Annotated in this window: 17 protein-coding genes; 14 read left to right on the forward strand and 3 right to left on the reverse strand. The window is 75.5% G+C overall.

Annotation, left to right across the window (positions count from 1 at the left end):
• Positions 1 to 115 precede the first annotated feature (115 nt).
• From ACZ63F_RS25190 to ACZ63F_RS25200, 3 genes are all read left to right on the forward strand, one after another.
• A complete protein-coding gene (locus ACZ63F_RS25190) occupies positions 116 to 793 on the forward strand; it encodes a uracil-DNA glycosylase (protein ID WP_469713864.1) in 678 nt (225 codons plus the stop codon).
• Complete coding sequence (locus ACZ63F_RS25195) at positions 790 to 1,803, forward strand: N-acetylglucosamine kinase (protein ID WP_469713865.1); 1,014 nt, start codon at positions 790 to 792, stop codon at positions 1,801 to 1,803. The genes ACZ63F_RS25190 and ACZ63F_RS25195 overlap by 4 nt, the downstream gene beginning before the upstream one ends.
• A gap of 142 nt (positions 1,804 to 1,945) precedes the next feature.
• The gene (locus tag ACZ63F_RS25200) at positions 1,946 to 2,869 is read left to right on the forward strand and encodes a sirohydrochlorin chelatase (protein WP_351956117.1); all 924 of its coding nucleotides are present in this window, start codon (positions 1,946 to 1,948) and stop codon (positions 2,867 to 2,869) included.
• A gap of 185 nt (positions 2,870 to 3,054) precedes the next feature.
• Here ACZ63F_RS25200 and ACZ63F_RS25205 read toward each other — a convergent pair whose 3' ends face one another.
• Positions 3,055 to 4,086 (reverse strand): lactonase family protein, encoded by a 1,032-nt coding sequence (locus ACZ63F_RS25205; protein ID WP_469713866.1) that lies wholly within the window; start codon positions 4,084 to 4,086, stop codon positions 3,055 to 3,057.
• Between the two features lie 123 nt (positions 4,087 to 4,209).
• On the reverse strand, positions 4,210 to 5,697 hold the full coding sequence (locus tag ACZ63F_RS25210; RefSeq protein ID WP_469713867.1) for an FUSC family protein: 1,488 nt from the start codon (positions 5,695 to 5,697) through the stop codon (positions 4,210 to 4,212).
• Positions 5,698 to 5,911: 214 nt separating this feature from the next.
• Between ACZ63F_RS25210 and ACZ63F_RS25215 the strand changes: the two genes are divergently transcribed.
• The 3 genes from ACZ63F_RS25215 to ACZ63F_RS25225 all read left to right on the forward strand — a co-directional run bounded on the left by ACZ63F_RS25215 (position 5,912) and on the right by ACZ63F_RS25225 (position 8,752).
• Positions 5,912 to 6,388 carry an Lrp/AsnC family transcriptional regulator gene (locus ACZ63F_RS25215; protein WP_352358793.1) on the forward strand — a complete coding sequence of 159 codons (477 nt, stop codon included), beginning with the start codon at positions 5,912 to 5,914 and terminating at the stop codon, positions 6,386 to 6,388.
• A 15-nt stretch (positions 6,389 to 6,403) separates the two neighbouring features.
• Positions 6,404 to 7,081, forward strand: a complete 678-nt coding sequence (locus tag ACZ63F_RS25220; protein ID WP_469713868.1) for an HAD family hydrolase — start codon at positions 6,404 to 6,406, stop codon at positions 7,079 to 7,081.
• A gap of 189 nt (positions 7,082 to 7,270) precedes the next feature.
• Positions 7,271 to 8,752 (forward strand): MFS transporter, encoded by a 1,482-nt coding sequence (locus tag ACZ63F_RS25225; protein WP_469713869.1) that lies wholly within the window; start codon positions 7,271 to 7,273, stop codon positions 8,750 to 8,752.
• A gap of 32 nt (positions 8,753 to 8,784) precedes the next feature.
• Here ACZ63F_RS25225 and ACZ63F_RS25230 read toward each other — a convergent pair whose 3' ends face one another.
• A complete protein-coding gene (locus ACZ63F_RS25230) occupies positions 8,785 to 9,576 on the reverse strand; it encodes a LysR family substrate-binding domain-containing protein (RefSeq protein WP_469713870.1) in 792 nt (263 codons plus the stop codon).
• 131 nt (positions 9,577 to 9,707) lie between these two features.
• Here ACZ63F_RS25230 and ACZ63F_RS25235 point away from each other — a divergent pair, with 131 nt between their 5' ends.
• The 8 genes from ACZ63F_RS25235 (at position 9,708) to ACZ63F_RS25270 (ending at position 24,583) form a co-directional block, all read left to right on the forward strand.
• A complete protein-coding gene (locus ACZ63F_RS25235; protein ID WP_351956110.1) occupies positions 9,708 to 10,100 on the forward strand; it encodes a DUF5997 family protein in 393 nt (130 codons plus the stop codon).
• Between the two features lie 392 nt (positions 10,101 to 10,492).
• On the forward strand, positions 10,493 to 11,347 hold the full coding sequence (locus ACZ63F_RS25240) for a DUF4132 domain-containing protein (protein ID WP_469713871.1): 855 nt from the start codon (positions 10,493 to 10,495) through the stop codon (positions 11,345 to 11,347).
• Positions 11,344 to 16,284 carry a hypothetical protein gene (locus tag ACZ63F_RS25245; RefSeq protein ID WP_469713872.1) on the forward strand — a complete coding sequence of 1,647 codons (4,941 nt, stop codon included), beginning with the start codon at positions 11,344 to 11,346 and terminating at the stop codon, positions 16,282 to 16,284. Before ACZ63F_RS25240 ends, ACZ63F_RS25245 begins: the two co-directional genes overlap by 4 nt.
• Positions 16,285 to 16,330: 46 nt before the next feature.
• Complete coding sequence (locus ACZ63F_RS25250; protein ID WP_469713873.1) at positions 16,331 to 17,494, forward strand: ATP-binding protein; 1,164 nt, start codon at positions 16,331 to 16,333, stop codon at positions 17,492 to 17,494.
• A gap of 4 nt (positions 17,495 to 17,498) precedes the next feature.
• On the forward strand, positions 17,499 to 20,981 hold the full coding sequence (locus tag ACZ63F_RS25255) for a vWA domain-containing protein (protein ID WP_469713874.1): 3,483 nt from the start codon (positions 17,499 to 17,501) through the stop codon (positions 20,979 to 20,981).
• Positions 20,978 to 22,813: a hypothetical protein gene (locus ACZ63F_RS25260; RefSeq protein ID WP_469713875.1), complete on the forward strand. Its 1,836-nt coding sequence runs from the start codon at positions 20,978 to 20,980 to the stop codon at positions 22,811 to 22,813. Before ACZ63F_RS25255 ends, ACZ63F_RS25260 begins: the two co-directional genes overlap by 4 nt.
• A gap of 164 nt (positions 22,814 to 22,977) precedes the next feature.
• Positions 22,978 to 23,856: a helix-turn-helix transcriptional regulator gene (locus ACZ63F_RS25265; protein ID WP_469713876.1), complete on the forward strand. Its 879-nt coding sequence runs from the start codon at positions 22,978 to 22,980 to the stop codon at positions 23,854 to 23,856.
• Positions 23,843 to 24,583, forward strand: a complete 741-nt coding sequence (locus tag ACZ63F_RS25270; RefSeq protein WP_469713877.1) for a class I SAM-dependent methyltransferase — start codon at positions 23,843 to 23,845, stop codon at positions 24,581 to 24,583. The genes ACZ63F_RS25265 and ACZ63F_RS25270 overlap by 14 nt, the downstream gene beginning before the upstream one ends.
• The last annotated feature ends 3 nt before the right edge of the window (positions 24,584 to 24,586 follow it).

The raw sequence follows: 24,586 nt of genomic DNA on the forward strand, positions 1-24,586 counted from the left end.
CGGAAGGAGGGCGGTTTCTGTCATCCGGGGCGCCGGTCCGGTCGCCCCCGGTCGTCCCGCGACCACGACGGCCTCGGCTTGATCGCCGACCCGTGTACGGCAGTAGGGTGACGCCGTGGCACCACGACCCTTGCATGAGATCGTCGAACCGGGCTGGGCGAAGGCCCTGGAACCGGTGGCCGGCAGGATCGCCGCGATGGGCGACTTCCTGCGCGCGGAGATCGCCGCGGGACGCACCTACCTCCCGGCCGGCCCGAACGTCCTGCGGGCCTTCCAGCAGCCCTTCGACGACGTCCGCGTCCTGATCGTCGGCCAGGACCCGTACCCGACCCCGGGGCACGCGGTGGGGCTGTCGTTCTCGGTGGCGCCCGAGGTACGCCCGCTGCCGGGCAGCCTGATCAACATCTACCGGGAGCTCACCACCGACCTGGGGCTGCCCCAGCCGTCCAACGGCGACCTCACCCCGTGGACCCAGCAGGGCGTGCTGCTGCTCAACAGGGCGCTCACCACTGCCCCGCGCACCCCGGCCGCGCACCGGGGCAAGGGCTGGGAGGAGGTCACGGAGCAGGCGATCCGGGCGCTGGCCGGCCGCGGCAAGCCGCTGGTGTCCATCCTGTGGGGCCGCGACGCCCGCAATCTCCGCCCGCTGCTCGGGCAGTTGCCGGCGGTGGAGTCCGCGCATCCCTCGCCCATGTCGGCGGACCGCGGCTTCTTCGGCTCCCGTCCGTTCAGCCGCGCCAACGACCTGCTGATCCAGCAGGGGGGACAGCCGGTGGACTGGCGTCTGCCGTGAGTGACGGGGGCGGCGGGCCCCGGGAGGCGGGCTTCCTCGCCGTCGACTCCGGCGGCTCCGGGTTACGGGCCGTCGTGGGCGTGCCGGGGCGCGAGCCGTCGGCGCCGCTGGAGTCCCGGGAGCCGGTGCGGACCGGGGCGCGGGGCCTCGACCCCGGGCACCTGCTGGAACAGCTCCTGCCCATGGCACGGGCGCTGGCCGGCGCGTACGGGCTGGAGCAGGTGACGACAGCGGTCGTCGGCGCCGCCGGGCTGGCGAGCCTCGGTGACGCGCTGCGGGCCGAGTTGCCGGGCGCGCTGGCCCGCGAGCTCGGGGTGCGGACGGTCGCGCTGGCCGCCGACGCCGTGACCGCGTACGTCGGCGCCCTCGGCGCGCGCCCCGGCGCGGTGGTCGCCGCCGGAACCGGTCTGATCGCGACCGGTACCGATCTCACCCGGTGGCGACGGGCGGACGGCTGGGGGCACCTGCTCGGCGACTGCGGCGGCGGCGCCTGGATCGGCCGGGCCGGGCTGGAGGCGGCACTGCGCGCCTTCGACGGGCGGGACGGCGGCTCGACCCCCTTGCGGGCCGCCGCCGAGGACCGGTTCGGACCACTGCCCGGGCTGCCGGGACAGCTCTACCCGCGCACCGACCGGCCCGCCGTACTGGCCTCCTTCGCCCCGTGCGTCGCGGACTGCGCCGGTGCGGGCGACCCGGTCGCGGCCGCGATCCTGCGTGCCGCCGCCCGGCACATGGCCGAGTCGGCCGCGGCCGTCTGCCCCGCGGAGGGAGAACCCCTGGTCGCCCGCACCGGCGGCCTGTTCAGGCTGGGCGACCCGCTTCTCGTACCGCTGGCCGAGCAATTGGCACGCCTTCTCCCCCAGGCACGGCAGGTGACGGCGGAGGGCGACCCGCTGCACGGAGCGGTACGCGTCGCGGGTGACCTGGTCAGCGGGCGGCTCACTCTGCCGGGTGATGAGAAACTGCTGTCCGTTGTACACACAAAACTTGTACACACAAAAGGGTTTTGATCCCACCGGGACACGAAGTGTCCGACAGATGGCGGGATCACCTCCGAATCATGCGTAACTCATCAGACAAAAGCGGACGGATACCGCTCACCTGCACCCTCCCCGAACAAGGGAGCCCAGATAGCCAGTAACATGCGGCGCCATGAGCTCCCCCACTGGGCCCGCCGGCCTGCCTGTACGAATGCCGCGCCCCCGCCAGCCCGGACGGCACCGCCGCCCCGAGCCGCTGGTGGCTCCCGAGGACGCGCCCGCGCTCGTCCTCGCGGTGCCGGGTACGCCCAGCGCGGCCACGCGCGGCCTCGCCGAGGAGGTCGTCAGCATCGCCCGCTCCGAGCTGCCCGGCCTGGACGCCCGCATCGGGTACCTGGACGGGGACGACGCGGAGTTCCCCACCCTCCAGTCCGTGCTCGCCCGTGCCGCCGAGGAGCGCACCGCCCGCTACGAGCAGGCCGTCGCCGCCGGCGTCGAGGGGATCAAGGCCCCGGACGGCCCGGTCGCCGTCGTCGTGCCGCTGCTGGCCGGTCCGGACAGCGCGCTGCTGCGCCAGGTCCGCCACGCGGTCATGGAGAGCCGGATCGCTGCCGACCTGACCGACGTCCTCGGCCCGCACCCGCTGCTCGCCGAAGCGCTGCACGTGCGGCTCTCGGAGGCGGGTCTGGCCCGTGCCGACCGTGCCCGGCTGTTCACCGTGGCGACGGCGGCCGACGGCATCATCCTGGCGTCCGTGGGCGGCGACGAGGCCGTGCAGGCCGCCGGGATCACCGGCATGCTGCTCGCCGCGCGCCTGGCCGTGCCGGTCATGGCCGCCGCGCTGGACCAGGAGGGTTCGATCGCCTCCGTCGCGGAGCAGCTGCGGGGTTCGGGGTCGCAGCAGCTCGCGCTGGCGCCGTACCTGATAGGGCCCGAGATCGACGCGGCGCTGCTGGCCGCGGCCGCCGAGGAGGCCGGTTGCGCCACCGCCGAGCCGCTGGGGGCGTACCCGGCGATCGGGAAGCTGGCGCTGGCCAAGTACACGACCGCGCTGGGGATCGCCCCGCAGCAGCCGCAGGGTGCGCCGGTGCGGTGATGCGCTGCGCACGTCGGCCGACGTGAGTCGAGGGCCCGTTCCCTGAGGGGAGCGGGTCCCTTTTTCTTGGGGTTGTGCGGTCGGTGTTCGGCTGCGGGCCCGGTGGGGGACTTGGCACGCAGTTCCTCCCCCAGCCTTCGGCTGGGGGTACCCCCAGCGCCCCTTACGGGGCGCCGCAGGTGACGTCAGTCGAAGACGATGCAGGAAGGGGCCGGGATCTCCACCGAGCCGTCGTAGCGGGGCTGGCCCGTGCGGTGGTCGATGGTGAACCAGGTGATGTTGCCCGAGCGTTCGTTGGCTGCGTAGAGGAAGCCACCCGACTCGGTGATCGCGCGGGGCCAGTGGCCTCCGCAGGGGACCGTCGCCGTGCGGTGGAGCTGGTCGCCGTCGACCGTGAACGTGGTCAGGACGTCCTCGCCCCTGGTCGCCGTCCAGACGAAGCGGCCGTCGGGCGAGACGGCGATGCCGGAGGGGTAGGCGTCGCCGGCCGGGGCGCCGGGCAGGACCGGGGTCTCGGTCAGCGGCCTGAGGGTGCCGGCGGCGGCGTCCCAGCGGCAGACGGTCACGGTCGGGGTGAGTTCGTTGACGACGTAGGCGTACCGGCCGCCGGGGTGGAAAACCAGGTGGCGGGGGCCGGAGCCGGGGCGCAGGGCGAACTCGCGGTGCAGGGTGGGGGCGCCCTGGTCCAGGGTGCAGACGCGGACCGAGTCGGTGCCCAGGTCGACGCTGACCGCCCAGCGGCCACTGGGGTCGGGCTGCACCTGGTGGGCGTGCGGCCCGCGCTGGCGCCGTTCGTGCGGGCCCGAGCCGGCGTGCTGGAGCAGTCCGGACGGGGTGGGGGCGAGGGTGCCGTCGGGGCGGACGGGGACGGCGGTGACGCTGCCCGAGCCGTAGTTGGCGGTCAGGACATGGCCGTCGAAGACGCTGAGGTGCGTGGGGCCGCTGGCGTCGACCGGGACCGGCGGCCCGGCGAGGCGCGGCTTGTCGTCGTGGACGTGGTATGCGGCCACCGCGCCGTCGGCGGTCTCGCTGACCGCGTACAGGGTGCGCCCGCCGGGCGCGAGCGCGAGATACGACGGGTCGGGGACGCCGTCGACGCTCTCCAGGAGCGCCAGGGCGCCGCTGTCCGGACGGACCGCCGCCGTCACGACCCCCGGGCCGCCCGCGGCCGTGAACGATCCGATGAAGGCCCTGCGCCGCCTGCCGCCGTCTGCCACCGCTGTCCCCTATCGCCGCGGGCCACCACGAGCCGGTACGTGTCGGAACGGGCCGGTTCGAGCCCGCCCGGGGCCGACGGTAGCAGCTGGCGGTCTAGACCAGGATGTGCGGGGCGGCGCGTCTCAGGCGCCGACCAGGGGTGAGCCCGAGGGGGCGCGCAGCGGCTCGGCGAGCTCGGACAGGGCGCGCTCCAGGCCGTGCAGATGAGCGAGGGCGGGTTCGGCGGGCGGCTCGGCGGGGGCGGTGATGTGCTCCGAGCCCCTGGTGAGCGCCTCGACGGCGGTCTCGACCCGCCAGCAGGCGGCGGCCAGCCGGGCGTCGTGCGAGGCCTCCGGGTCGGCGGCGACCGCGACCAGGCCGCGGATCTCGCGGGCACAGTCGTCCAGCAGGGCGAGGACGCGGCGGGCGCGGCGCTTGCGGCCGTGCATCGGGTTGAGCGGGTGAACGAGCGGGGCGACCGAGAGCCGTACCCGGCCGAGGAGCTGTTCCAGTTCGGCCACCCGGGGTGCCGGGTCGGCACCGGCGGAGCCGGCGAGCCGGGCGGCGGCCTCGGCCGTGCAGGCGTGCACGCAGCGCAGGGCGCGCTGGATCCAGGCGTCGGTGGTGAGGTGGGTGGTGACCGGCAGGACGAACAGCACGGCGAGGACGGCGCCGAGGGCGCCCACCGCGGTCTCGGCCAGCCGCAGCGCCAGCAGGTCGGGGGTGAGGACACCGAGCAGGCCGTAGAGCAGCTCGGCGAGGAAGGTCACCCAGAGCATCATCCAGGTGTAGGAGACGGCGGCCGTGTAGAAGATGCCGAAGACGGCGACCGCGACCAGGACGGCGGTGGGGACCGGGGCGCCGTGCACGGGGGCGGCGGCCAGCAGGCCGAGCGCGATGCCGATGACGGTGCCGAGGACGCGGCGGAAACCGCGCACCAGCGTCTCGCCGCGCGAGGCGGTGTTGACGAAGATCCACCAGGTGGCGCCGACCGCCCAGTACCAGCGCTGGCCTGACACCAGCTGCCCGGCGACCAGCGCGAAACCCGCGCCGGCGGTCGCCTGGACCGCCTGCCGGGTGGTCACCCGGGCCAGGCCGGTGCCGGTGGACGGGGCGGGCACCGGCGGCGGGGGCAGGCGGCGCTCGTAGCACCAGAGGCCGAAGCGCACGGCGGCGGCACTGCCCACGGAGAGCAGGACGGCGGCGTACAGCTCGGGCAGCTGTCCGGGGGTGGCGTGCAGGAACTGGGCGACGAAGAAGGTCATGAAGGCGAACACGCCCAGGCTGTGGCCGCGCGGGCCCCAGCGGCGCGCGTAGACGCCCGCGCCGACGACGGCGAGGAAGGCGAGGTCGCGGGCGACCGGGACGTCGTGCAGTTCGGCCGCGGCGGCGAGCACCGGCAGGCCCACGACGGGCAGCAGCGCGGTGGTGACGGCCTGTCCGCGCACGGTGGCGTCCGCGACGGTGAACAGCGCGAGCAGTGCGGCGAGGCCGCCGGTGACGGCGCCCGTGACGGAGTGCCCGGCCTGTGCGCAGACCACGACGGCGAGGCCGATGCCCAGCACGGCGCGTGCGGCGAAGCGCAGCCGCACCCGCCCCGGGTCCGGAGCAACGAACACCCTCTTCAGCACTGCTTCCCCTCCCGCGGACGGCACAGAAAAGGCGCCGCGGTGATCCGCAGCGCCATCGACACCCCCATGAGAGCACCGGAGGGGCATCTGGCTCAAGTGACGTCCAATCTGCTGTGCCAATGGTCCGGAACCGAGAAACGGCTCTTGACGGCCGGCCTGCCAATGGACCAGGTCGGCCGGGATCGCCGGTGAGCCATTGGTACAGTCGTAGGCGATGACCGTGGACGAGCTCGACACCCGCATCCTGCGGCTGCTGCTGGAGCAGCCGCGGACCAGCGTGCGCGAGTACGCCCGGATCCTCGGGGTCGCCCGGGGCACGCTCCAGGCCCGCCTTGACCGGCTGGAGCGGGACGGTGTGATCACGGGCACCGGCCCCGTCCTGTCCCCCGCCGCGCTCGGCCACCCGGTGCTGGCCTTCGTGCACATCGAGGTCACCCAAGGGCATCTGGACGACGTCGGGGACGCGCTCTCCGCGGTGCCGGAGATCGTGGAGGCGTTCTCGATCACGGGCGGCGGGGATCTGCTGACCCGGGTGGTGGCGCGGGACAACGCGCACCTGGAGGACGTGATCCAGAAGCTGATCAGCCTGCCGGGCGTGGTGCGCACCCGCACCGAGGTGGCGCTGCGCGAACGGGTCCCGCACCGGCTGCTGCCGCTGGTGGAGTCCGTCGGCCGGGCCGCACGCGGGTAACGGCATCCTGGTCGCATGAGCGATCTCGGCGGCCTCGCGGTCATCTTCGATCTCGACGGCACACTCGTGGACAGCGAGCCCCACTACTACGAGGCGACGCGGCAGATGCTGGCCCGGCACGGCGTCACGGACTACACCTGGGCGACGCACGAGCGTCTCGTCGGCATCAGCACACTGGAGACGGTCGCCCTGCTGCGCGACCGCCACGGGCTGCGGCCCACGGTGGCCGAGTTGCTCGCGGAGACGAACCGGCGGTACCTGGAGCTGGCCCGGACCGGCACGCGCGTGTACCCCGAGATGCGGAAGTTCGTGGAGCTGCTGGCGGCCGAGGGCGTCCCGACGGCGGTGGCCTCCGGCTCCTCTCCCGAGGCGATCGAGGTGATCCTGGCCGGCACCGGCCTCGGTGCCCATCTGCGCACGACGGTCTCGGCGGACGAGGTGCCGCGCGGCAAACCGGCGCCGGACGTCTTCCTGGAGGCGGCCCACCGCCTCGGTGCCGCACCGGCCGACTGCGTGGTGCTGGAGGACGCCGCTCCGGGCGTGGCAGCCGCGCACGCCGCCGGGATGCGCTGCATCGCGGTCCCCAGCGCGACCGCTCGGGCCGACCTGTTCGGCACGGCCGGCCTTCTGCTGCCCGGCGGCCAGGCGGAGTTCACGGCACGCGCGGCCTACGACTGGCTCATGTCGTCCTGAAGCGGCCGCCCGGCGGCAGACGCCCGGGCCGTCACACGGCGGGCCGCCACACGGCCGGGCCGCCACACGGCCGGGCCGCCACACGGCCGGGCCGCCACAGGGAAGGGCCGTCACACGGAAGGAGCAGTTCGGCCATCCGTTCGCTCCGCCGGTCGTGCGATGCCCGGAATGCCTGCATAGCGTGGCCGCATGACCACGACCTGCTCAAAGCCGCAGCAGCCGGCCACCGACAAACGACGGTGGAAGGCGCTCGGGGTCTGTCTCGCGGCCGGCTTCGTCTCGCTGCTCGACACCTCGATCGTCAACGTGGCGCTGCCCTCGATGGAGCGCGGACTGGGCGCCACGGAGGCCGCCCAGTCCTGGGTGGTCTCCGGGTACGCGCTGACCTTCGGGCTGGCGCTCGTGCCGGCGGGCCGGCTCGGTGACATGCGCGGCCGGCGCCAGGCCTTCCTGATCGGGCTCGCCGTGTTCACGGTGGCCTCTGCGGCCTGCGGGCTCGCGGCGAGCCCCGACCGGCTGGTGGTGTTCCGGCTGATCCAGGGCGCGGCCGCGGGCATGGTCGCGCCGCAGACCTCGGGGCTGATCCAGCAGATGTTCCAGGGCTCCGAACGCGCCAAGGCCTTCGGGCTGCTCGGCAGCGTCATCGGGGTCTCGACGGCGGTCGGCCCGCTGGCCGGTGGTGTGATCATCGACGCCGTGGGCACCGGCGACGGCTGGCGCTGGGTGTTCTTCGTCAACCTGCCCATCGGCGTCGCCGCGTTCGCCGCGGGCCTGCGGCTGCTGCCCCGCTGTCCCGCGTCGGCCGACCGGCGGGAGCGGTTCGACCCGCTCGGGGTGCTGCTCCTCGGCTGCGGCGTGCTCGCGCTGATGCTGCCGCTGGTGCAGGAGCAGCAGTGGACCGGACGGGACAAGTGGGCGCTGCTGCCGGTGGGCGCGGTGCTGCTCGGCCTGTTCTGGGTGTGGGAGCGGCGGCAGGGCCGGCTCGGACGGGCACCGCTGCTCGATCTGAACCTGTTCTCGATGCGGTCCTTCACCCTCGGCGCGCTGATCAGCCTGTCCTACTTCGCCGGCTTCACCACGGTGTTCTTCGTCCTCGCCCTCTTCCTGCAGAACGCGGCGGGGTACAGCGCCCTGGCGGCCGGGGTCGCGGTGCTGCCGTTCGCGGTCGGCTCGGCGGTCGGTGCCGCCCTGGGCGGCCGGCTGGTGGTGAGCCACGGACGCAAGGTGGTCGTCATGGGCCTGACCGGGGCGACGCTCGGGCTGCTCGGCAGCATCGCGGTGGTGCGGCTGGTGCCGCTGCAGAGCTTCGGGTGGGCCGCGGCGCTGCCGATGCTCATCGGCGGCATCGGCTCCGGCATCACGGTCTCCCCCAACACCACGCTCACCCTGACCCGGGTTCCGGTGAAGCGGGCAGGCGCGGCCGGCGGGGTGCTGCAGACCGGCCAGCGCGTCGGCTCGGCGGCCGGTATCGCGGTGGTGGGCTCGGTGTACTTCGCGCACCTCGCGCACCATGGCCCGGCCCCCGAGGCTCTGCAGCTGGGCCTGCTCACCTCCGTGGGCTTCATCCTGGTGGCGCTGGGCTTGGCGGTGGCCGATCTGGGAGAACGGGCGAAGACACCGGAGGCGCCGGAAGCGCAGGGGATGCCGGAGGCCGAGAGCCTGACACCCTGACCGGGAGGCGCCGGGGCAGCGCCCAGCGGCGGTTACGAACGACGGCGGGGCTTGCCGCGCTTCGCGGGCTTGCCGGACTTCGCGCCGGCGGCACGCGCGCGTGCGGTGCGGGCTCCCGGCGTCGTCCTGCCCGCGGCGGCCGGCTTCTGCGCCCGTCCGGCCTTCTCCGAGGCGGGCTGCGCCGCCTTCGCCGGCTTCGGGACCGGTGCGGCCTGGCGGCCGCGGGTGCTGTTGACCGTGCGGCCGCGGACGATGCCGATGAAGTCGTCGACCAGGTCGGTGGTGGCCTCCTCGGGCCAGGACAGGGCGACGGCGGACTCCGGGCCGTCGGTGAGCGGCCGGTAGGTGAGGTCCCGGCGGTGGTACAGGCGGGCCAGGGACTGCGGGACGACCAGGAGACCGACACCGGCGGCGACCAGTTCCACCGCGTCCTCGGTGGTCGCGGGGCGCTCGAAGGCGGGCTCGCCGGGCGGGGCGTCCCAGTCGAAGACGTCGTCGAGGGGGTGGAAGAGGACCTCGTCGGCGAGGTCGGCGACGGTGACCTCCTCGGCTGCCGTGATCACGTGGTCCCGGGGCACGACCACCACCGTGGTCTCGGTGTAGAGGGGGATCGCGCTGAAGAACGTACGGTCGACCGGGAGCCGTACGAGACCGGCGTCCGCGTCGCCCGCGCGCAGCACGTCGGACGCCTCGGCGGCGGGGATCTGGAGGAGGGTGAGGGGGACGCCGGGCCGCCGCTCGTTCCAGATCCGGACCCACTTGGCGGGCGTCACGCCGGGGACGTACGCGAGCCGGAACGACGGTGTTTCCTCCGAGCCTGTCACCAGCCCAGGTTAACGGGCCGCGGACGGTCATCGGGAACCGGCCACGGACGGGCGCCCGGCACCGGCCACGGAAGGCCGCCCGGCACCGGCCGTGGTCGGGGGTTGGACGCCCGGCCGATACCCTTGACCTCATGAGTTCGCACCAGACCGCCCAGACGATGAAGCCCGCGACCGCGGCGAAGAAGCTGGGCGTGTACCTGCCCGCCACGCCCGCCGCCTTCCAGGAGGGCGTCGTCTCGCGCGCCGAGCTCACCGAGCTCCAGGCGAATCCGCCCGAGTGGCTGCGCGAGCTGCAGGCCAACGGGCCGCACCCGCGTCCGGTGGTCGCGGCCAAGCTGGGCGTGTCCATCGCGGGGCTGGCGCGCGGCGGGGTGACGGAACCGCTCACCACCGAGCAGATCGAGGAACTCAAGCGCGAGCTGCCCGAGTGGCTGGCCAAGGAGCGCGCCACGCAGGCCGAGGTCCGCAAGGAGACCGTGCGGCTGAAGAACCTGAAGCGGGAGAAGGAGTCGGGACAGGGCTGAGGCCACTCCCGCCGCACTCTCCACGGCCCCGGTCCAGGCCCCTCCGCCTGCACCCCGGGGCCGTTGCCGTACGGACCGTGCCTTTCGCCGGTCCGGCGGTTCGCGATACCGCCGTCCCGCCTCGACCGTCGTCCCGCCTTGACCGGCGTCCCGCCACACCGGCGTCACGCCACACCGCCGTGCGCCGTGCGCCGTACTTCGTAGCCCTCCGGCTCCCTCCCACCCCACCCCCTCAACCGGCCCGCGCCGCCGCCTCGTCCCGCCCCCGCGCCGAGCCCTGCCACCCCAACTGAGCCTGGATTTCCCCCTTCGGGCACAGACCGCGGCAGGCGTTGTCAGTGGTCTCCCCTACAGTCGCCCTCACTTGATCACTGCGGTGCGGGGAGGCACGCATGGGGTGGGTGACGGCCGGGGACTACGAGGTGGCCCTGGACGACGGGAAGGTGGTCTGCCGCAACGCGGCGGGGCGGCGGCTGAAGTCCGTGCCCGCGAAGCTGGCGGACGATCCGGCCGTGCTGGGGCTGCGGCAGCTCGCCGAGTGGCTGGAGCGCCACGAACGGCAGTGCCTGGCCGACGTGGAGCGGTGGATGACCCGCTCGCTTCCCGTGCCGCTCGCCGTCCTCGCGCGGGTCTGGCCGGACCCCGCGTGGCAGACGGCGCTGCGCGACCTGGTGGTCACCGGCGCCGACGGCGAGGTCGCCGGATTCCTCCGGGACGCCGACGCCGAACGCGGGCTCGGCCTGGTCGACCTCGACGGCGACACCGTGCGCATCACCCCAGAGCTGGTCCGCCTGCCGCACCCGGTGCTCCTCGAAGACCTGGCGGAGCTGCGGGAGTTCGCGGTGGAACTCGGCGTCGAGCAGCGGGCCCAGCAGCTCTTCCGGGAGGTCTGGCACCGCCCGGCCGCGCTGGACGCGGAGGGCACCCAGATAGAGGAGTACGCGGGCGGGGTCTTCAAGGAGCTGCGGTTCCTGCACGGCAGGGCCACGCAGCTGGGGTACCGCGTGCGCGGCGGATACGCGGTGTGCTCGGTCCTTGAGGAGGGCCGCGGGGTCGAGGCCCGGGTCTGGATCGGCGACTACGACAGCTACTTCGAGACCGAGACCGGCCCGCTGGCGTGGACCGATCCGGCGGGCCGCACGCTGAGGCTGGGTCAGGTCGGCCCGGTCGCCTGGTCGGAGGGGATGCGGATGGCGGCGGCGCTGTACGCGGGGCGGGACATCGAGGACGAGGAGCGGGCGGCATGACCACGTACGACGACACCACGGCCGCGCTGCTCGACGCCGGCGCGATCCTGCCCCCGGGCACGACCGCGCGGGAGGACGCCGACATCCTCACCGCACGCACGTACACGCACCCCGCCCTGGACGAGCGGAGGGTGGTCCGGCTGGTGCCGGGCACCCTCGGTGCAGCCGAGGACCTGGCCCTGGAGTTCCTCGGCCTGGCCAGGGAGCCCGAGGCGCCCGAGGTCGGCCAGGTGCGCCGGGAGACCCTGGGCTTCCCGGCCTGGGCGCTGGTGCACGACCCGGCCAACGGGCATCACGCCCTCGCCCTGGTCAAGGACGTCGAGCGGCTGGCCCGGCAGGCCAAGTCCAAGCCGGGCAACGCGAAGGACGGCTTCGAGGCGCTCGGCGAGCGGCTGGGCCGCGCGGTCCCGCACTTCCTGCCGACCTTCTACGAGCAGGCCGCCCGGATCTTTCTCCAGCACGAGAACACCACCTACGCGGCCGCCTTCTTCGGCAAGGCGCGCGAGGCCGAGCGGGTGCACGCGCTGGCCGTGGACGAGGAGCGGCAGCGGGCGGTGTTCCTGGAGTTCGCCTTCGCCGGAGCGCTCACCGTCAAGGCGCTCAAGGAGTACGTGAAGGACCTCGCGCGCCGGCTCGAACCGGCAACCGCCTGGGCGCAGTTCCGGCAGCTGACGGTGGAGCGGTGCGCGGCCGGCATGCCGCCGTACGCCTCGCTGCCGCAGGACGCGCGCGGGCTGATCAAGGCGGCCGGCCTCGACCGGGTCACCGAGGAGTGCGCGCTGGTCGCCGACCTGCTCGCGTCCCCGGCCGCCGTACGGGCGCCCGCCTCCTTCTGGAACGCCTACCGGAACGTGCTGCCGGTCCTCGCCGAGCGGCGGCCCGGGATCCGGGTACGGCTGCTGGAGATCATGCCGGCCGGTCTCGGCCGTGAGGTGGAGGACGACGAGTTCTGGCTGGCGCTGCTGGCGGAGTGCGGGGCCGACCTGCTGCTCACCGAGGACGGCGGCGGGGAGGTCGACGCGGCGGAGTGGCTCGGCCGGTGGGCCCAGCACCGCAAGCACGGGGCGGCGTACTCGCACCGCTCCCCCGCGACGCTGGCGCTGGCCGAGCGGATGGCGCCCCGGCTGCGGGCGGCCGGACGCCCCGTCGACCTGTTCACCGGGCGCTGGCAGGCGGGTGCGGATCTCGACCTGCTGGACCTGTGCGTGGCGGAGGGCATCGCGCCGGCCGTGCCCGGCGCGGACACGCAGGTGCATCTGCCGCTGGCCCTCTGGCTGCGCGACAAGCGGCCCGGACAGCGGGACCTTAAGGCCGTCGCCGCCGAACCCCGTTACCGCGCGCTGCTGTTCGACGCCGTCGAGGGCCTCGGCCGGGGGCAGGGGCCCGCGGTCCTGCCCACGGTGGCCGCGCATCCGGTGCTCGGCGACGTGCTGCGCGAGTGGCTGCAGAAGACCACCGCGGAGTTCGCCGCCGTCGCCGGACTGCCCGGTGCCGACGCGAGGCTGGAGCGGCTGCGGCCCTTCCGGGCGGTGCTGCAGGAGAGCCCGCAGGCGGTGCGCCGGCTCACCGGGTACGACATCGTGCCGGTCCTCGGCCGTACGCTGCGCGCCGGGATCCTGGACGAACTGGGCTGGCCCGCGCTGGAGGAGGCGCTGGAGCTGCTCGACGCCGAGGTGCGCGGGGACCGGGACCACGAGCTTTCGGTGACCGAGGCGTGGCCCGCACTGATCGTGGCGCGCGGTCACAAGGCCGTCGTCGTCGGCCCCGAGGGGATCCTGCTCACGCACGAGCTGCGGCTGCCCGTCGCCCTGGATCGCTGGCAGCGGCCCCGGTTCCGGTACGCCGACGGCGAGCTGCTGGTGATGTGGCGGGACGGTGCCAAGCAGCAGGGCTACTGGTCGAACCACCCGTCCGAGGTGGCCTCGGTCGGCGGTGAGCAGATCACCGGCTGGTGGTCCGGCATGGACGCGGCCAATGCCTCGATCCCGCTCCCCGGTGGCGGCCGGGCCACAGGCGGCCGCACCCTGCACGCCGGGGACACCGTCGTGCCGCCGGGCCGCCCGGTGCTGGGCGACGGCACCACGTACTGGCGCCAGGGCAGGCAGGGGCGGCAGTCGCTGTGGCTGGAGTACGACCCGGCGACCGGCGAGCACGGGCGGGCCTCGCTGCCCGCGCTGCTGGCGTCGGCCGTCCGCGAGGACGCCTCGCTGCTGCACGGCTCCTGCGAGGTGCTGCCGCTGCAGCCCGGCCTGGAGCACAGCCCGTTCGGCACCGACGGCACGGTCCTCGGGCGGTGGGTACGCTCGGAGGGCGAGGGCGCCGAGGCGCGGACCACCGCGGGTACGCCGGACGGGCGGACGGCGACCCTGCGGGCGGCCCGCAACGGTCGGGTGCCGCTGGGCTCCCTGCGGCTGCCGGGCGGGGCCGAGCCGATCGCCGCGCAAACGCACCGGAGTATCGCCCTGTACGCGGCCGACGGCACCGAACTCGGGCGGGTCTCCTTCGGCGAGTCCGGCGGGACGTACGCGGCCGGCACCCGGCTGGTGCCGCCGGTCGCGTTCTGGCACGCGCTGCGCCCCCGCGACGAGCGGGGCTCGGCCGTGCTGCGCGCCCTGACCGACGCGTCGGCCGGTGAGCTGATGCAGGCGACGGCGGCGGCCCTGGACGAACGGCAGGAGGCGCTGGCCCGGGCCGGCCAGGACGAAAGGGCCAGGGCAGCGGTACCGGCCGCCGACGCGGTCGCCGTGGCCGCGGTGGCGCGGGCGCTGCCCGAACTGACCGACCGGCGGCTGCTGTCCGGTGTCGCCGCCCTCGTTCACGCGGCGCTGCGGATCGCCGAGAGGGCCGGGTCCCTGGCCAGGCCCGCGCAGGAGCGTCCGCGGCAGCCCCGGCAGCGGACCGAGGGCATGTTCGCCGACTACTCCCCTGACCACGGCACGGATCGGACGCTGCACGACGCCGTGGCCGGCGTCGTGGCCCTGCAGAGCGCCTGGCACGGCGGCTGGGCCGCGCTGCGCCAGATCCGCGCGGTCAACCACGTGCTGTCCGGCAGACCCGCCGACGGCAAGCCGCTGCCGGAATCCGAGCGGCTCGCCCCCGTCGGCGACGGCTGGCAGAGCGACGAGCACACCATCCCCCGCATCGGTGCGGAATGGACGCCCGTCCTGGGCGCGCTGCGGCCGCTCGCCTACCGCGTCTGCTCACCGGCCCTCACCGACGTCCAGCGCGAACCGCTGCTGCTGTTGTTCGAGGCGCTGACCGAGGGCCCGCTCCCCGCGCTCGGGGCCACGCTGCGCGTGGTCGTGTTCAGTGAGCCGCACGACAAACAGCAGCGGGCGGGTCAGGTGCTGCGCCGGGACGGCCGCACGGTGGTGGTGCTCGGCTGCCAGAGCGTCGACGACCCGCTGGGAACGGTCAAGTGGCTGGCGCTGGACCACGACCCGTCCGGGGCGTTCGGTGCCGTCGGGCAGTTCACGCTGGTCCGGGAGACCCGGTACCCCACCGGGATTCCGGCGGACCGGCTGGCCGAACTGACCAGGCTGGTCCGGGAGAAGGGCGCCGCGCCCTGGCGGCCCGCGGCACCCGAGGCACTGGTCACCGCGACGGACGGCGCCCTCGGCCCGCTCCAGGCGACCGTGCTCCTTGCCGGCCACCCGCACGCCCCCGTCGCCGAGGCACTCGCGACCGTCGGACTCAAGCCCCGGCAGCGGAGCCTCGGCGCCCAGCTGCTGAACTCGCTGGGCCAGGACGAGCAGGTGGCGCTCCTCGGTGCGCTGCTGCCGGACGACCCCGCCGAGTTGTGGACGACCGGCCCCGACACGGCGGCCGCGGGCCGGCTGTGGGCCGAGCGCCTCGGCACCCTGGTACGTCTGCCGGAGGACCTCAGTACCGATCTCGCCGGTGTGGCGGCCGGTCACGCCGAGGCGGTGCTCAACCCCGCGCGCACCCCCTGGCTCGCCCGCACCACGGTGTTCCGGCCCGGCAAGGACGGTGACCTCGCACCGGCCGACCCGTCCGCGGTGCCCGGCTCGTACACGCTGGCGGGGGCCGTGGAGAGCCTGGCCGCGCTGGCGTACGTGCTGCCGTACGGGCATCCGCTGCGGGCCGGGCTGACGGACGGACTCGACGCGGTGCGCCGGCGGCTGGCCGATCCCGAGCTGCTGCTCGACCTGGACCTGGAGTGGACGGAGAAGGGCGGCCCGACCTCGGTGCAGCTGCGCAAGGTCTTCGGCCTGCCCGAGACCGGCGGCGGCGACGCGCACGGGCTGACGAGAGCCGGGGACACGCTGGTGCTGCACCCCTGGTACAACGACGCGGAGCATGTGCTGCTCCGGCCGGGCGCGCTGAGCGGCGCCGACGACCCCGTCCTCGGGCTCCTGGAGGGCCTGCTCGGCGAGGGGCGGGCATCCCGGCTGCGGGCCGTCCGGACGCTCCTCGGCGACGAACTCGCCCGCGCCCTCGCGGCCGACGGCCCGGCCGGTCACGCCCAGGACCCCACGGCCTCCGTGCCCGCGCTGGTCGCGGAGGTCGCCGCGGCGCACGGTCTCGGCGCGGACGCGGCCGCTCTCTACCTCCAGTTGCTGGCCCTGCCCGACCCCACCGACCGCAACTGCGCGCGCTGGACCGGCTGGAAACCCGCCCGGATCAAGAAGGCGCGCGCCGAACTGGCGGCGACCGGCCTCGTCGTCGAGGCGAAGCGCCCGCGGGCCGGCCGCACCCTCTTCCTGCCCGGCGGCTGGCGCGACCTCAAGGCTCCGGCCCTGCCGTCGGAGACCTGGAAGGAAGCCCTCTACCCCGTCTCCGACGGCCACCGGACCCTCCCCCTGATCCCGGTGCCGGAGCTGTTCGCCCGCGCCTGGGAGCGCGTGCGCACCGGGGACGCCCCCGCGTACGAGCAGCTGACCACGCGGGCCAGGCGTGGGAGCCGTCGCCGATGACCACGATCCGCACCACCGCCCGCATCGCCCCGAAGGACCACCGCCGATGACCGTCAGCACCGCGCCCCTGCGCCAGATCGTTCCACCCGAGGACCGGTACGCCACCGAGCTGGCCTTCCTCGCCGCCTACGACGCCGGTCCGCGCCCGCCCGCCTGGCGGCTGACGCCGGGGGCCGTCGTCACCTTCGTCATGGGCAGCGGCGGCCTGGCGCTGCGGCTGCCCGACGACGCCGAGGCACCGGACGGCGTGCCGCGCCGGCTGGTCGTGGAGGGCAAGTTCGTCGGCGACCGGGCCCTCGTCGAGCGCTGTGTGGTGACCCTCGCCGGTGAGCGGGGGCTGCTGCTGGTCGGCGAGCCCGGCACCGCCAAGTCGATGCTGTCGGAGCTGCTGTCGGCCGCGGTGTGCGGCACCAGCGGCCTGGTCGTGCAGGGCACCGCGGGCACGACGGAGGACCAGCTCAAGTACGGCTGGAACTACGCCCTGCTGCTCGCCCAGGGCCCGAGCCGGCAGGCGCTCGTGCCCTCGCCCGTCCTCACCGCGATGACCCGGGGTGCCGTCGCCCGCGTGGAGGAGGTCACCCGCTGCCTCCCCGAGGTGCAGGACTCCTTGGTCTCGCTGCTGTCCGAGCGGCGCATCGCGGTGCCCGAACTGGCGGGCACGGACGACGCGCTGGCGCACGCCGCCCCCGGGTTCACCCTCATCGCCACGGCCAACCTGCGGGACAGGGGCGTCTCCGAGATGTCCGCGGCGCTCAAGCGGCGCTTCAACTTCGAGACCGTGGGCCCCATTGCGGACCTCGACGCCGAGACCGCGCTGGTACGCGGCCAGGCCCGGGCGTCGGTGGAGCGGGCCGGGGCACCCTTCCAGGTCGACGACGCGGTTCTGGAGGCCCTGGTCACCGCGTTCCGTGACCTGCGCGAGGGACGGTCCGCCGAGGGCTGGGAGGTGGAGCGCCCGTCCACGGTGATGAGCACGGCGGAGGCGGTCTCGGTGGCGGGCGCACTGGCCCTGGCGGCGGCCTACTTCCCCGGCGACCGCGACGTCCTCGGCCTGCTCCCGGGCCATCTGCTCGGCGTCGTGCGCAAGGACGACCCCGCCGACGCGGCCCGGCTGCGCGGCTACTGGGACGGTCCGGTACGGCGGCGCGCGGAGCAGGGCTCGGCGACCTGGCGCACGCTGTGGGACCTGCGCACGGTCCTGGAGGCATGACGTCGTGCCCGACTCCCCCGAGGCGGCCCTGGCCGCGCTCACCGACCCGGCGGGGCCCTACCTGATCGGCGTACGGCACCACGCGCCCTCGCTGGCGGCCGCCGTGCCCGCCCTGCTGGACGCGGCGGGACCGGACGTGCTCCTCGTCGAACTGCCCGCGGAACTGCAGGAGTGGCTGCCGTGGCTGGCCCACGAGGAGACCCGGGCCCCGGTCGCCCTCGCCGCGGCACCGGCGGACGGCAGCGGCGGCCCGGCGTTCTATCCGTTCGCCGACTTCTCCCCGGAACTGGCCGCGGTGCGGTGGGCCGGGCGGAGCGGGGTGCCGGTGGTCGCCTGCGATCTTCCGCTGGCGGACCGGGGCCGGCGGGAAGGAGAGCGGGCCGCCCAGGGGCCGGGCCGGCTGTCGGACGCGCTGCGTTCCCGGCTCACCGGCCGCCCGGGCGACGACCTCTGGGACCGCCTGGTCGAGGCGGCCGCGCCCGGTTCGGCACCGGAGGCTCTACGGCGGGCCGCACTGCTGACGGGCTGGGCGCTGCGGGAGGAGTCGGCCGTGTCGGAGGTGGATCTGCGGCGCGAGGAGTGGATGCGTTCCCGGCTGGCCGAGGCCACGGGCAATGGTGAGCGGGCGGCCGCAGTGGTCGGCGCCTTCCACACCCCGGCACTGCTGGGCCCCTTCAGGGGCGCGGGGCTGCATTCGATGTGCGGCTGCCGCCGCGTGGGCGCGACCAGCCCCCACCCACCCGCACCCGAATGGACAACCTCCCTCATCCCCTACACCTATGCCCTCCTGGACGAGCGCTCCGGCTACCCGGCCGGCATCCGCGACCCCGAATGGCAGCACATGGTCCTGGAGACCGCGGGTGACCCGACCGCCCTCAACGAGGCGCTGACCAGCGCGGCCGTCCGCATCTGCGCCGAACTCCGCGGCCTCGGCCACCCCTCCGGCCCGGCGGACGCCCGCGAGATCACCCGTCTCGCCGGAGACCTCGCCCGCCTCCGCGGCCTGCCCGCCGCGGGCCGCGGAGAGCTGGTCGAGGCGACACAGAGCGTGCTGGCTCAGGGCGAACCGTACGGCCGTGGCCGGGCGGTGGCGAGGGCGATGGAGAACGTCCTGGTCGGCACCCGCGTCGGCCGGCCCGCGCCGGAGGCGCCCCGCAGCGGTCTCGCCCCCGCCGTCGAGACCGAGCTCACGACGCTCGGCCTGCCCGGTCCGGCGGACACCGGGTCCGCCGCCCGGGACCTCCGGCTCGATCCCCTCCGCTCGGACCTCGACCGGCGCCGCGAACTGCTGCTGCGCCGCCTGACGTTGTGCTCCGTGCCGTACGCCGAGCCCAGGCCGGTGACCGGGACCGGTGGAGCCGACGCGCTCACCTCGCGCTGGGAGGTGCGCTGGACCCCGGCGACCGCCGCGATGCTGACGGCGGCCGGGGTCCGCGGGGTCACCCTCGCCCAGGCGGCCGAGGGCCTGCTCCGCGAGCGGAGCCGCAAGGAGCGGGACGCGGGTGGACCGACCGCCGCGCAGGTGCTCGAGGGCCTGGAGCAGGCGGCGCTCTGCGGCCTGCCCGGCCTCGTCGAGGAGCGGCTCGGCGACACCGCCGAGGTGCTCCCGGACGCCGGTACGCTGCCCGAACTCCTGGCGGGGCTCGCCCTGCTGGACCGGCTGCGGAACGGGCACATCGCCGGTCCGGACGCGGACGAGGACCGTACGGCCAGGTCCGTCGCCGCGGCGGAGCTGCTGACGGCGGCCGCGGTGCGCCAGGTCGACGGCCTGACCGGTTCCGAGGACCCGGCCGACGCCCGCGCCCTGCTCGAACTCGCGCACCGCGCCGACCTGTCGGGGGGCATCCGGCTCACCGATGCCCTGGCCCGGCTGGCCGCCGGCGGCTCCCCGTTGATGCGGGGCGCCGCCGGAGCCGTCCGCGTGCTGCTCGCCCAGGAGGAGCCGGCGGCGTTCGGCGACCGGGTCGCCTCCTGGGTGGACGGGGCGGTCGACGCCGAGTCGCGGTCCGCGCTCACCGCTCGGCTGACGGGGTTGCTGACGGCGGCCGGACGGTTGCTGGCGGCGGCCGTACCGGCGCTGGAACCCCTGGTCGAACGGGTGTCGGAGCTGTCCGACCAGGACTTCCTGGACCGGCTGCCGGCCCTGCGCGGCGGTTTCGACACGCTGAGCCCGGCCGACCGCGAGCGTCTGCTGTCCTCGGTCGAGGAGCGCCTCGCCGTCGACCGGGTGGCCGACACCGGAACCGTCGACCCGGCCGCGCTGGCCACCTGGACCCGCGCGGACCTCGCCGCGCGCGCATCCCTGCGCGAGCTCGGCCTGCTGCCGCCACCGCGCACGGTTCGGGAGACCGAACCGGCCCGGCGCGCGACGGTCCTGACGGAGCGCCGGCTGGCCCCCGCCGACCGCTGGCGTCTGCTGCTCGGCCGCCGCGCCGACCGGCTCCCGACGTCGGCACACGCCCTGGCCACCGCGCTCGACGAGCTGTACGGCCGCGGACACGGCGAGGGCAGCCGACGCGACTTCGACGGCAGAGGCGGCGGGCGCGAGGCGTCGTACCCCGGGGTGCGGGAGTGGTCGGAGGAACTGGCGGCGCTGTTCGGTCCGGGCATCCGGGAGGAGGTGCTGGCGGCGGCCGCCGCGACGGGACGGCAGGACGTGCTGGCCGAGCTGGACCCGGACAGCGTACGGCCCTCCGTGGACCTGCTGCGGTCGGTGCTGCGGCACGCGGGCGGGCTGCCCGAGGCACGGCTCGCCGCGCTGCGGCCGCTGGTCCGGCGTCTGGTGGACGCGCTGACCCGGGAGCTGGCGACCCGGCTGCGCCCCGCGCTGCACGGAAGCGTGCTGCCCCGGCCGAGCCGGCGCCCGGGCGGCGGCCTGGACCTGCCGCGCACGCTGCGGGCCAACCTGGCCACCGCCCGCCGGGCGGCCGACGGCACGGTCCGGGTGGTCCCGGAGCGCCCGGTCTTCCGGACCTGGGCCCGGCGCGCCGCCGACTGGCGGCTGATCCTGGTCACGGACGTGTCAGGGTCCATGGAGGCGTCGACCATCTGGGCGGCGCTGACCGCCTCGGTGCTGGCCGGGGTGCCGACCCTGTCCACGCACTTCCTCGCGTTCTCCACCGAGGTCGTCGACCTCACCGGGCACGTCGACGACCCGTTGTCGCTGCTCCTCGAGGTGAGCGTCGGCGGCGGCACCCATGTCGCGGCCGGGCTGCGGCACGCGCGCGAGCTGGTCACCGTGCCGTCCCGCACCCTCGTGGTCGTGGTGAGCGACTTCGAGGAGGGCTATCCGGTCGGCGGACTGCTCGCCGAGGTCAGGGCGCTGGTCGGGGCGGGCTGCCAGGTCCTGGGCTGCGCGAGCCTCGACGACTCGGGGCGGCCCCGCTACTCCACCGGCATCGCGGGGCAGCTGGTCGGCGCCGGGATGCCGGTCGCCGCCCTGAGCCCGCTCGAACTCGCCCGCTGGGTAGGGGAGAAGATCGCATGAGCACGAGTACGGAACGGGAGCTGCCCGCCGTCGCCCCGGCCGTGACGGCCGAGCTGGTCGCGGCCCTCTCGCCGCGGTTGCGCAAGCGGCTGGACGCGGGCATCGCGAAGCTGGCCGGCCGGCCGGTCGTGCGCGAGGGCGACACCGTGCGGATCACCGTCGACGACGAGGGCTCCGAGCTCGAACTGCACGCCCCCGGGGGCGTCGTGGCCGACGCCGCGGCCATCCGCTGCGGCTGTCTGCTGGCCCCGGACTGCCTGCACCGCGCGGCGGCGGCCTCGGCGGCACCGGTGGCGGACGCCTCCACGCACGCGGCGCGCGCCGAAAGCGCGGACGGGACCGCGGGCGGAGGGGCCGTCGAGGCCACCGAGCAGCCGGCGCCTCTCCCGGGTGTCCGGGAGATCCCCGTCCCCGACGAGTCGGCGACGGCCCCGCAGCTCGCCGCGGCCCACGCCGTTTTCGATGCCGTGGCCGCCGTGCTCGACGCCGGTACGGACGGCTCCGGTGCCGTGCTCCAGGCCGAGTTGCTGCGGGCGGCGCACACCGCGCGCCTGGCGGGTCTGCCCCGGGCGGCCGCGGCCGCGGTCTCCGTGGTCACCGCAGTGCGCGCGGCCCGCGCGGCCGACCCGGCGTTCCGGCTCGCCGAACTCGTCGGCGCCCTGTCGGAGGCCCTGTTCGTGGCCCACCGGGTGCCGCATGCCACCGGTGCCGAGCTGACGGGGCTGCGCGGCACGGTACGGCAGCCGTACACGCCGGACGGTTCGCTGCGGCTCTACGGCCTGTTCTCGGAGCCGGTGCTCACCACGAGCGGCTATGCGGGTGCCGTCACCTGGACCGCCGACGCCGAGGGGCGGCTCTACACGGTCTCGGACGTGGCGCCGGGCGGCACGGACCGGGCGCTGGGCGCCGCCGACCGGGCCGTACGCATCGGGGACACGGCGCTCACCCACCGCGAACTGGCGCGCGCGGGGCTGGCGGTGTCGGGGGCGACGGTGTCCCCGACCGGCCGGCTCGGCGCCGGCGCGGGGGTCAGGGCGGTGCGCGCGTCCGGGGTCGGGTGGCGGGCCGAGCCGCTGGACCGGTTGTGGGCGGTGCCGGTGGCCGAGCAGGTCGGTCGGGCCCTGGACGGCGGCCACGATCTGCTCTTCCTGGAGGTGACGGCGGTCGGCGCGGTGCGCGAGGCGGCGGGCGACTGTCTGCTGGCCGACTGCGGCGGGGTGCCGCTGCGGCTGACGGCGGCGCACGACCATCCGGCGCTCCCGCACCGCGACAACCTGCGGCTGCTGGCCGCCGCGCGGGGCAGCCGGCTGCGGGTGGTCGCACGCCTCGCCGCGGCCCCGCACGCCCGTGCCCACCTCCTCGCGACGGAGCACCCCGTGCGTGCCGGGAGCCGTGTCGACGTGGGGCTGGACCGGCTCCAGCACGCGGACCTGCCGGCTCCGGCGCCGCCGCCGTCCGCCGCACCGCTCGCGCCGGTGGCGCCGCTCGCACCGCTCGCGCCGGCCGCGCCGGTTCACGTGCTGCGCACGCCCGACGAGGCGCCCCTGCACCTGCTGCGCCGCCGGATCGAGCAGGCGGCCTCGGGCGGGCGGCGCGTACTGGCCTTCCCGGGTGACTCCGCGGCCGACGCCCACCGGCTGCACCGGCACGGTCTGGGAACGGCCGGCGATATCCTCGACGGGTTGCTCGCCGCGGCCGCGGAACGCTCGCGCGACGCCTTCGGCCGTCTCCTTGCGGCGGACACCGGCCGCTTCGCGCGGGCCTGGCTGACCGCGGCGCGCTACACGGACGAGGTCGACCGGGTGCTCTGTGCGGCCGCCTGGGGCGGCTGACCGGGCACGGCGACGGCCGGGAGCGGGCCGCCGCTCCCCCGTGCCGGCGGCCCGCGTGACCGGAGTCGTCCCATCCGGTGCCGGTGCCCGGTTGAAGCATGCGACACCCGGCCGCCGCCTGGGTATGCGTAGAACTGCGTAGGGGCACGAGCGGAGAGGAAGACGTGGTACACGGGCTGGACAGGGCCTACGAACGCCTCACCGGACTGGCCGTCGCCGCGCTCAACGAACGCGAGCCCGGGCGGCTCTGGCCGCTGCTGGCCGACGCCGTGACCGGCCTGTGCGGCGGGGAGACGCTGATCTACAAACTGGACGACTGGAGCGAGGGCGAGGGCACGCTCGGCCTGCCGCCCGCCGCCGCCGACGCCTTGGACCGGCTCGGCGACGAGGCGCTGGGGGTGCTGCGCTCCGGCTACCCCTTCGCCCGCCACTACGCGGCCGGCCCCGGCCGGGTGCCGGTGACGGCCCGTCGGCTGGCGGGCCGGGCCTGGCCGGTGAGCGAGACCGCGCGGGTGCTCGGCGACGGCCTGGACCTGAACCAGGTCCTGGCGCTCCCGCTGCCCGGTACCGTCGCGCCGATCACGGGCTGCCTGGTCTACCGCTCCGGTGCGGACTTCACCGACGACCACCTGCGGATCGCCGAGCGCGCACAGCCGGTGCTGGCCGCCGTCGAGCAGCAGCGCCGGCTCCTGGAGCAGTGGCGCCGCTCGTCGGCGCCGGCCGGTGCAGCGGAGCAGAGCGCGGCGGAGTGCACGCTGACGCCCCGGGAGCTCACCGTCCTCCTCCTGCTCACCGACGCCCTGACCGCCGACGCGATCGGCCGCCGGCTCGGCATCTCGGCGCGCACGGTGCACAAGCACGTCGAGAACATCTACCGCAAGCTCGGCACCCGCGACCGCCTCGGCACCGTCCTGCACGCCCAGCGGCTGGGACTGGTTCCGGCGCCCGGTCCGGCCCGGTCCGGAAGGCGGCCGGCCGCCGGGAAACCCGGTGGACAGCGCCGTCGTCCGCTCGGCACAGTGGTCGCCCGTGACGACCAGTGAGCTGTGGGGCAGGGCCGAGGCCGACCGCTACGACGGCGAGGAGACCGAGATGTCCTCGGCCGCGGTGCTCGGGCCGACCGTCGACTTCCTCGCCGAACTCGCGGGGGACGGCCGGGCGCTGGAGTTCGCCGTCGGCACCGGACGGGTCGCTGTCCCGCTGCGGGAGCGCGGGGTGCCGGTGGCGGGCATCGAGTTCTCCGAGCACATGGTGGCGGTCCTGCGGCGGAAGGCCGACGAGGAGACCCTGCCGGTCGTGGTCGGGGACATGGCCACCGCCACAGTCCCCGGTGAGTTCGCCCTGGTCTACCTCGTCTACAACACGATCTCGAACCTGCTCACCCAGGACGAGCAGGTCGAGTGCTTCCGCAACGCGGCCCGGCACCTGCGGCCCGGGGGCCGGTTCGTGATCGAACTGGGGGTGCCGCCGCTGCGGATGCTGCCGCCCGGCCAGGTCGCGGTACCGTTCGACGTCTCCGCGGGGCACCTCGGCTTCGACACCTTCGACCTGGTCGAGCAGATCCTCGTCTCGCACCACCTCACCCGTGACGGCGAGGACGGCCGCTACCGCCGGGACGCCTCCCGGCACCGGTACGCGTGGCCCGCGGAGCTGGACCTGATGGCCCGGATCGCGGGCCTCGGGCTGGAGCGCCGGGTGGCCGACTGGGACGGCTCGCCGTTCACCCAGGACGCCGCGAAGCACATCTCGGTGTGGCGCAAACCCGGGTGACCG

The organism is Streptomyces sp. NPDC104761 (genome assembly GCF_055583445.1).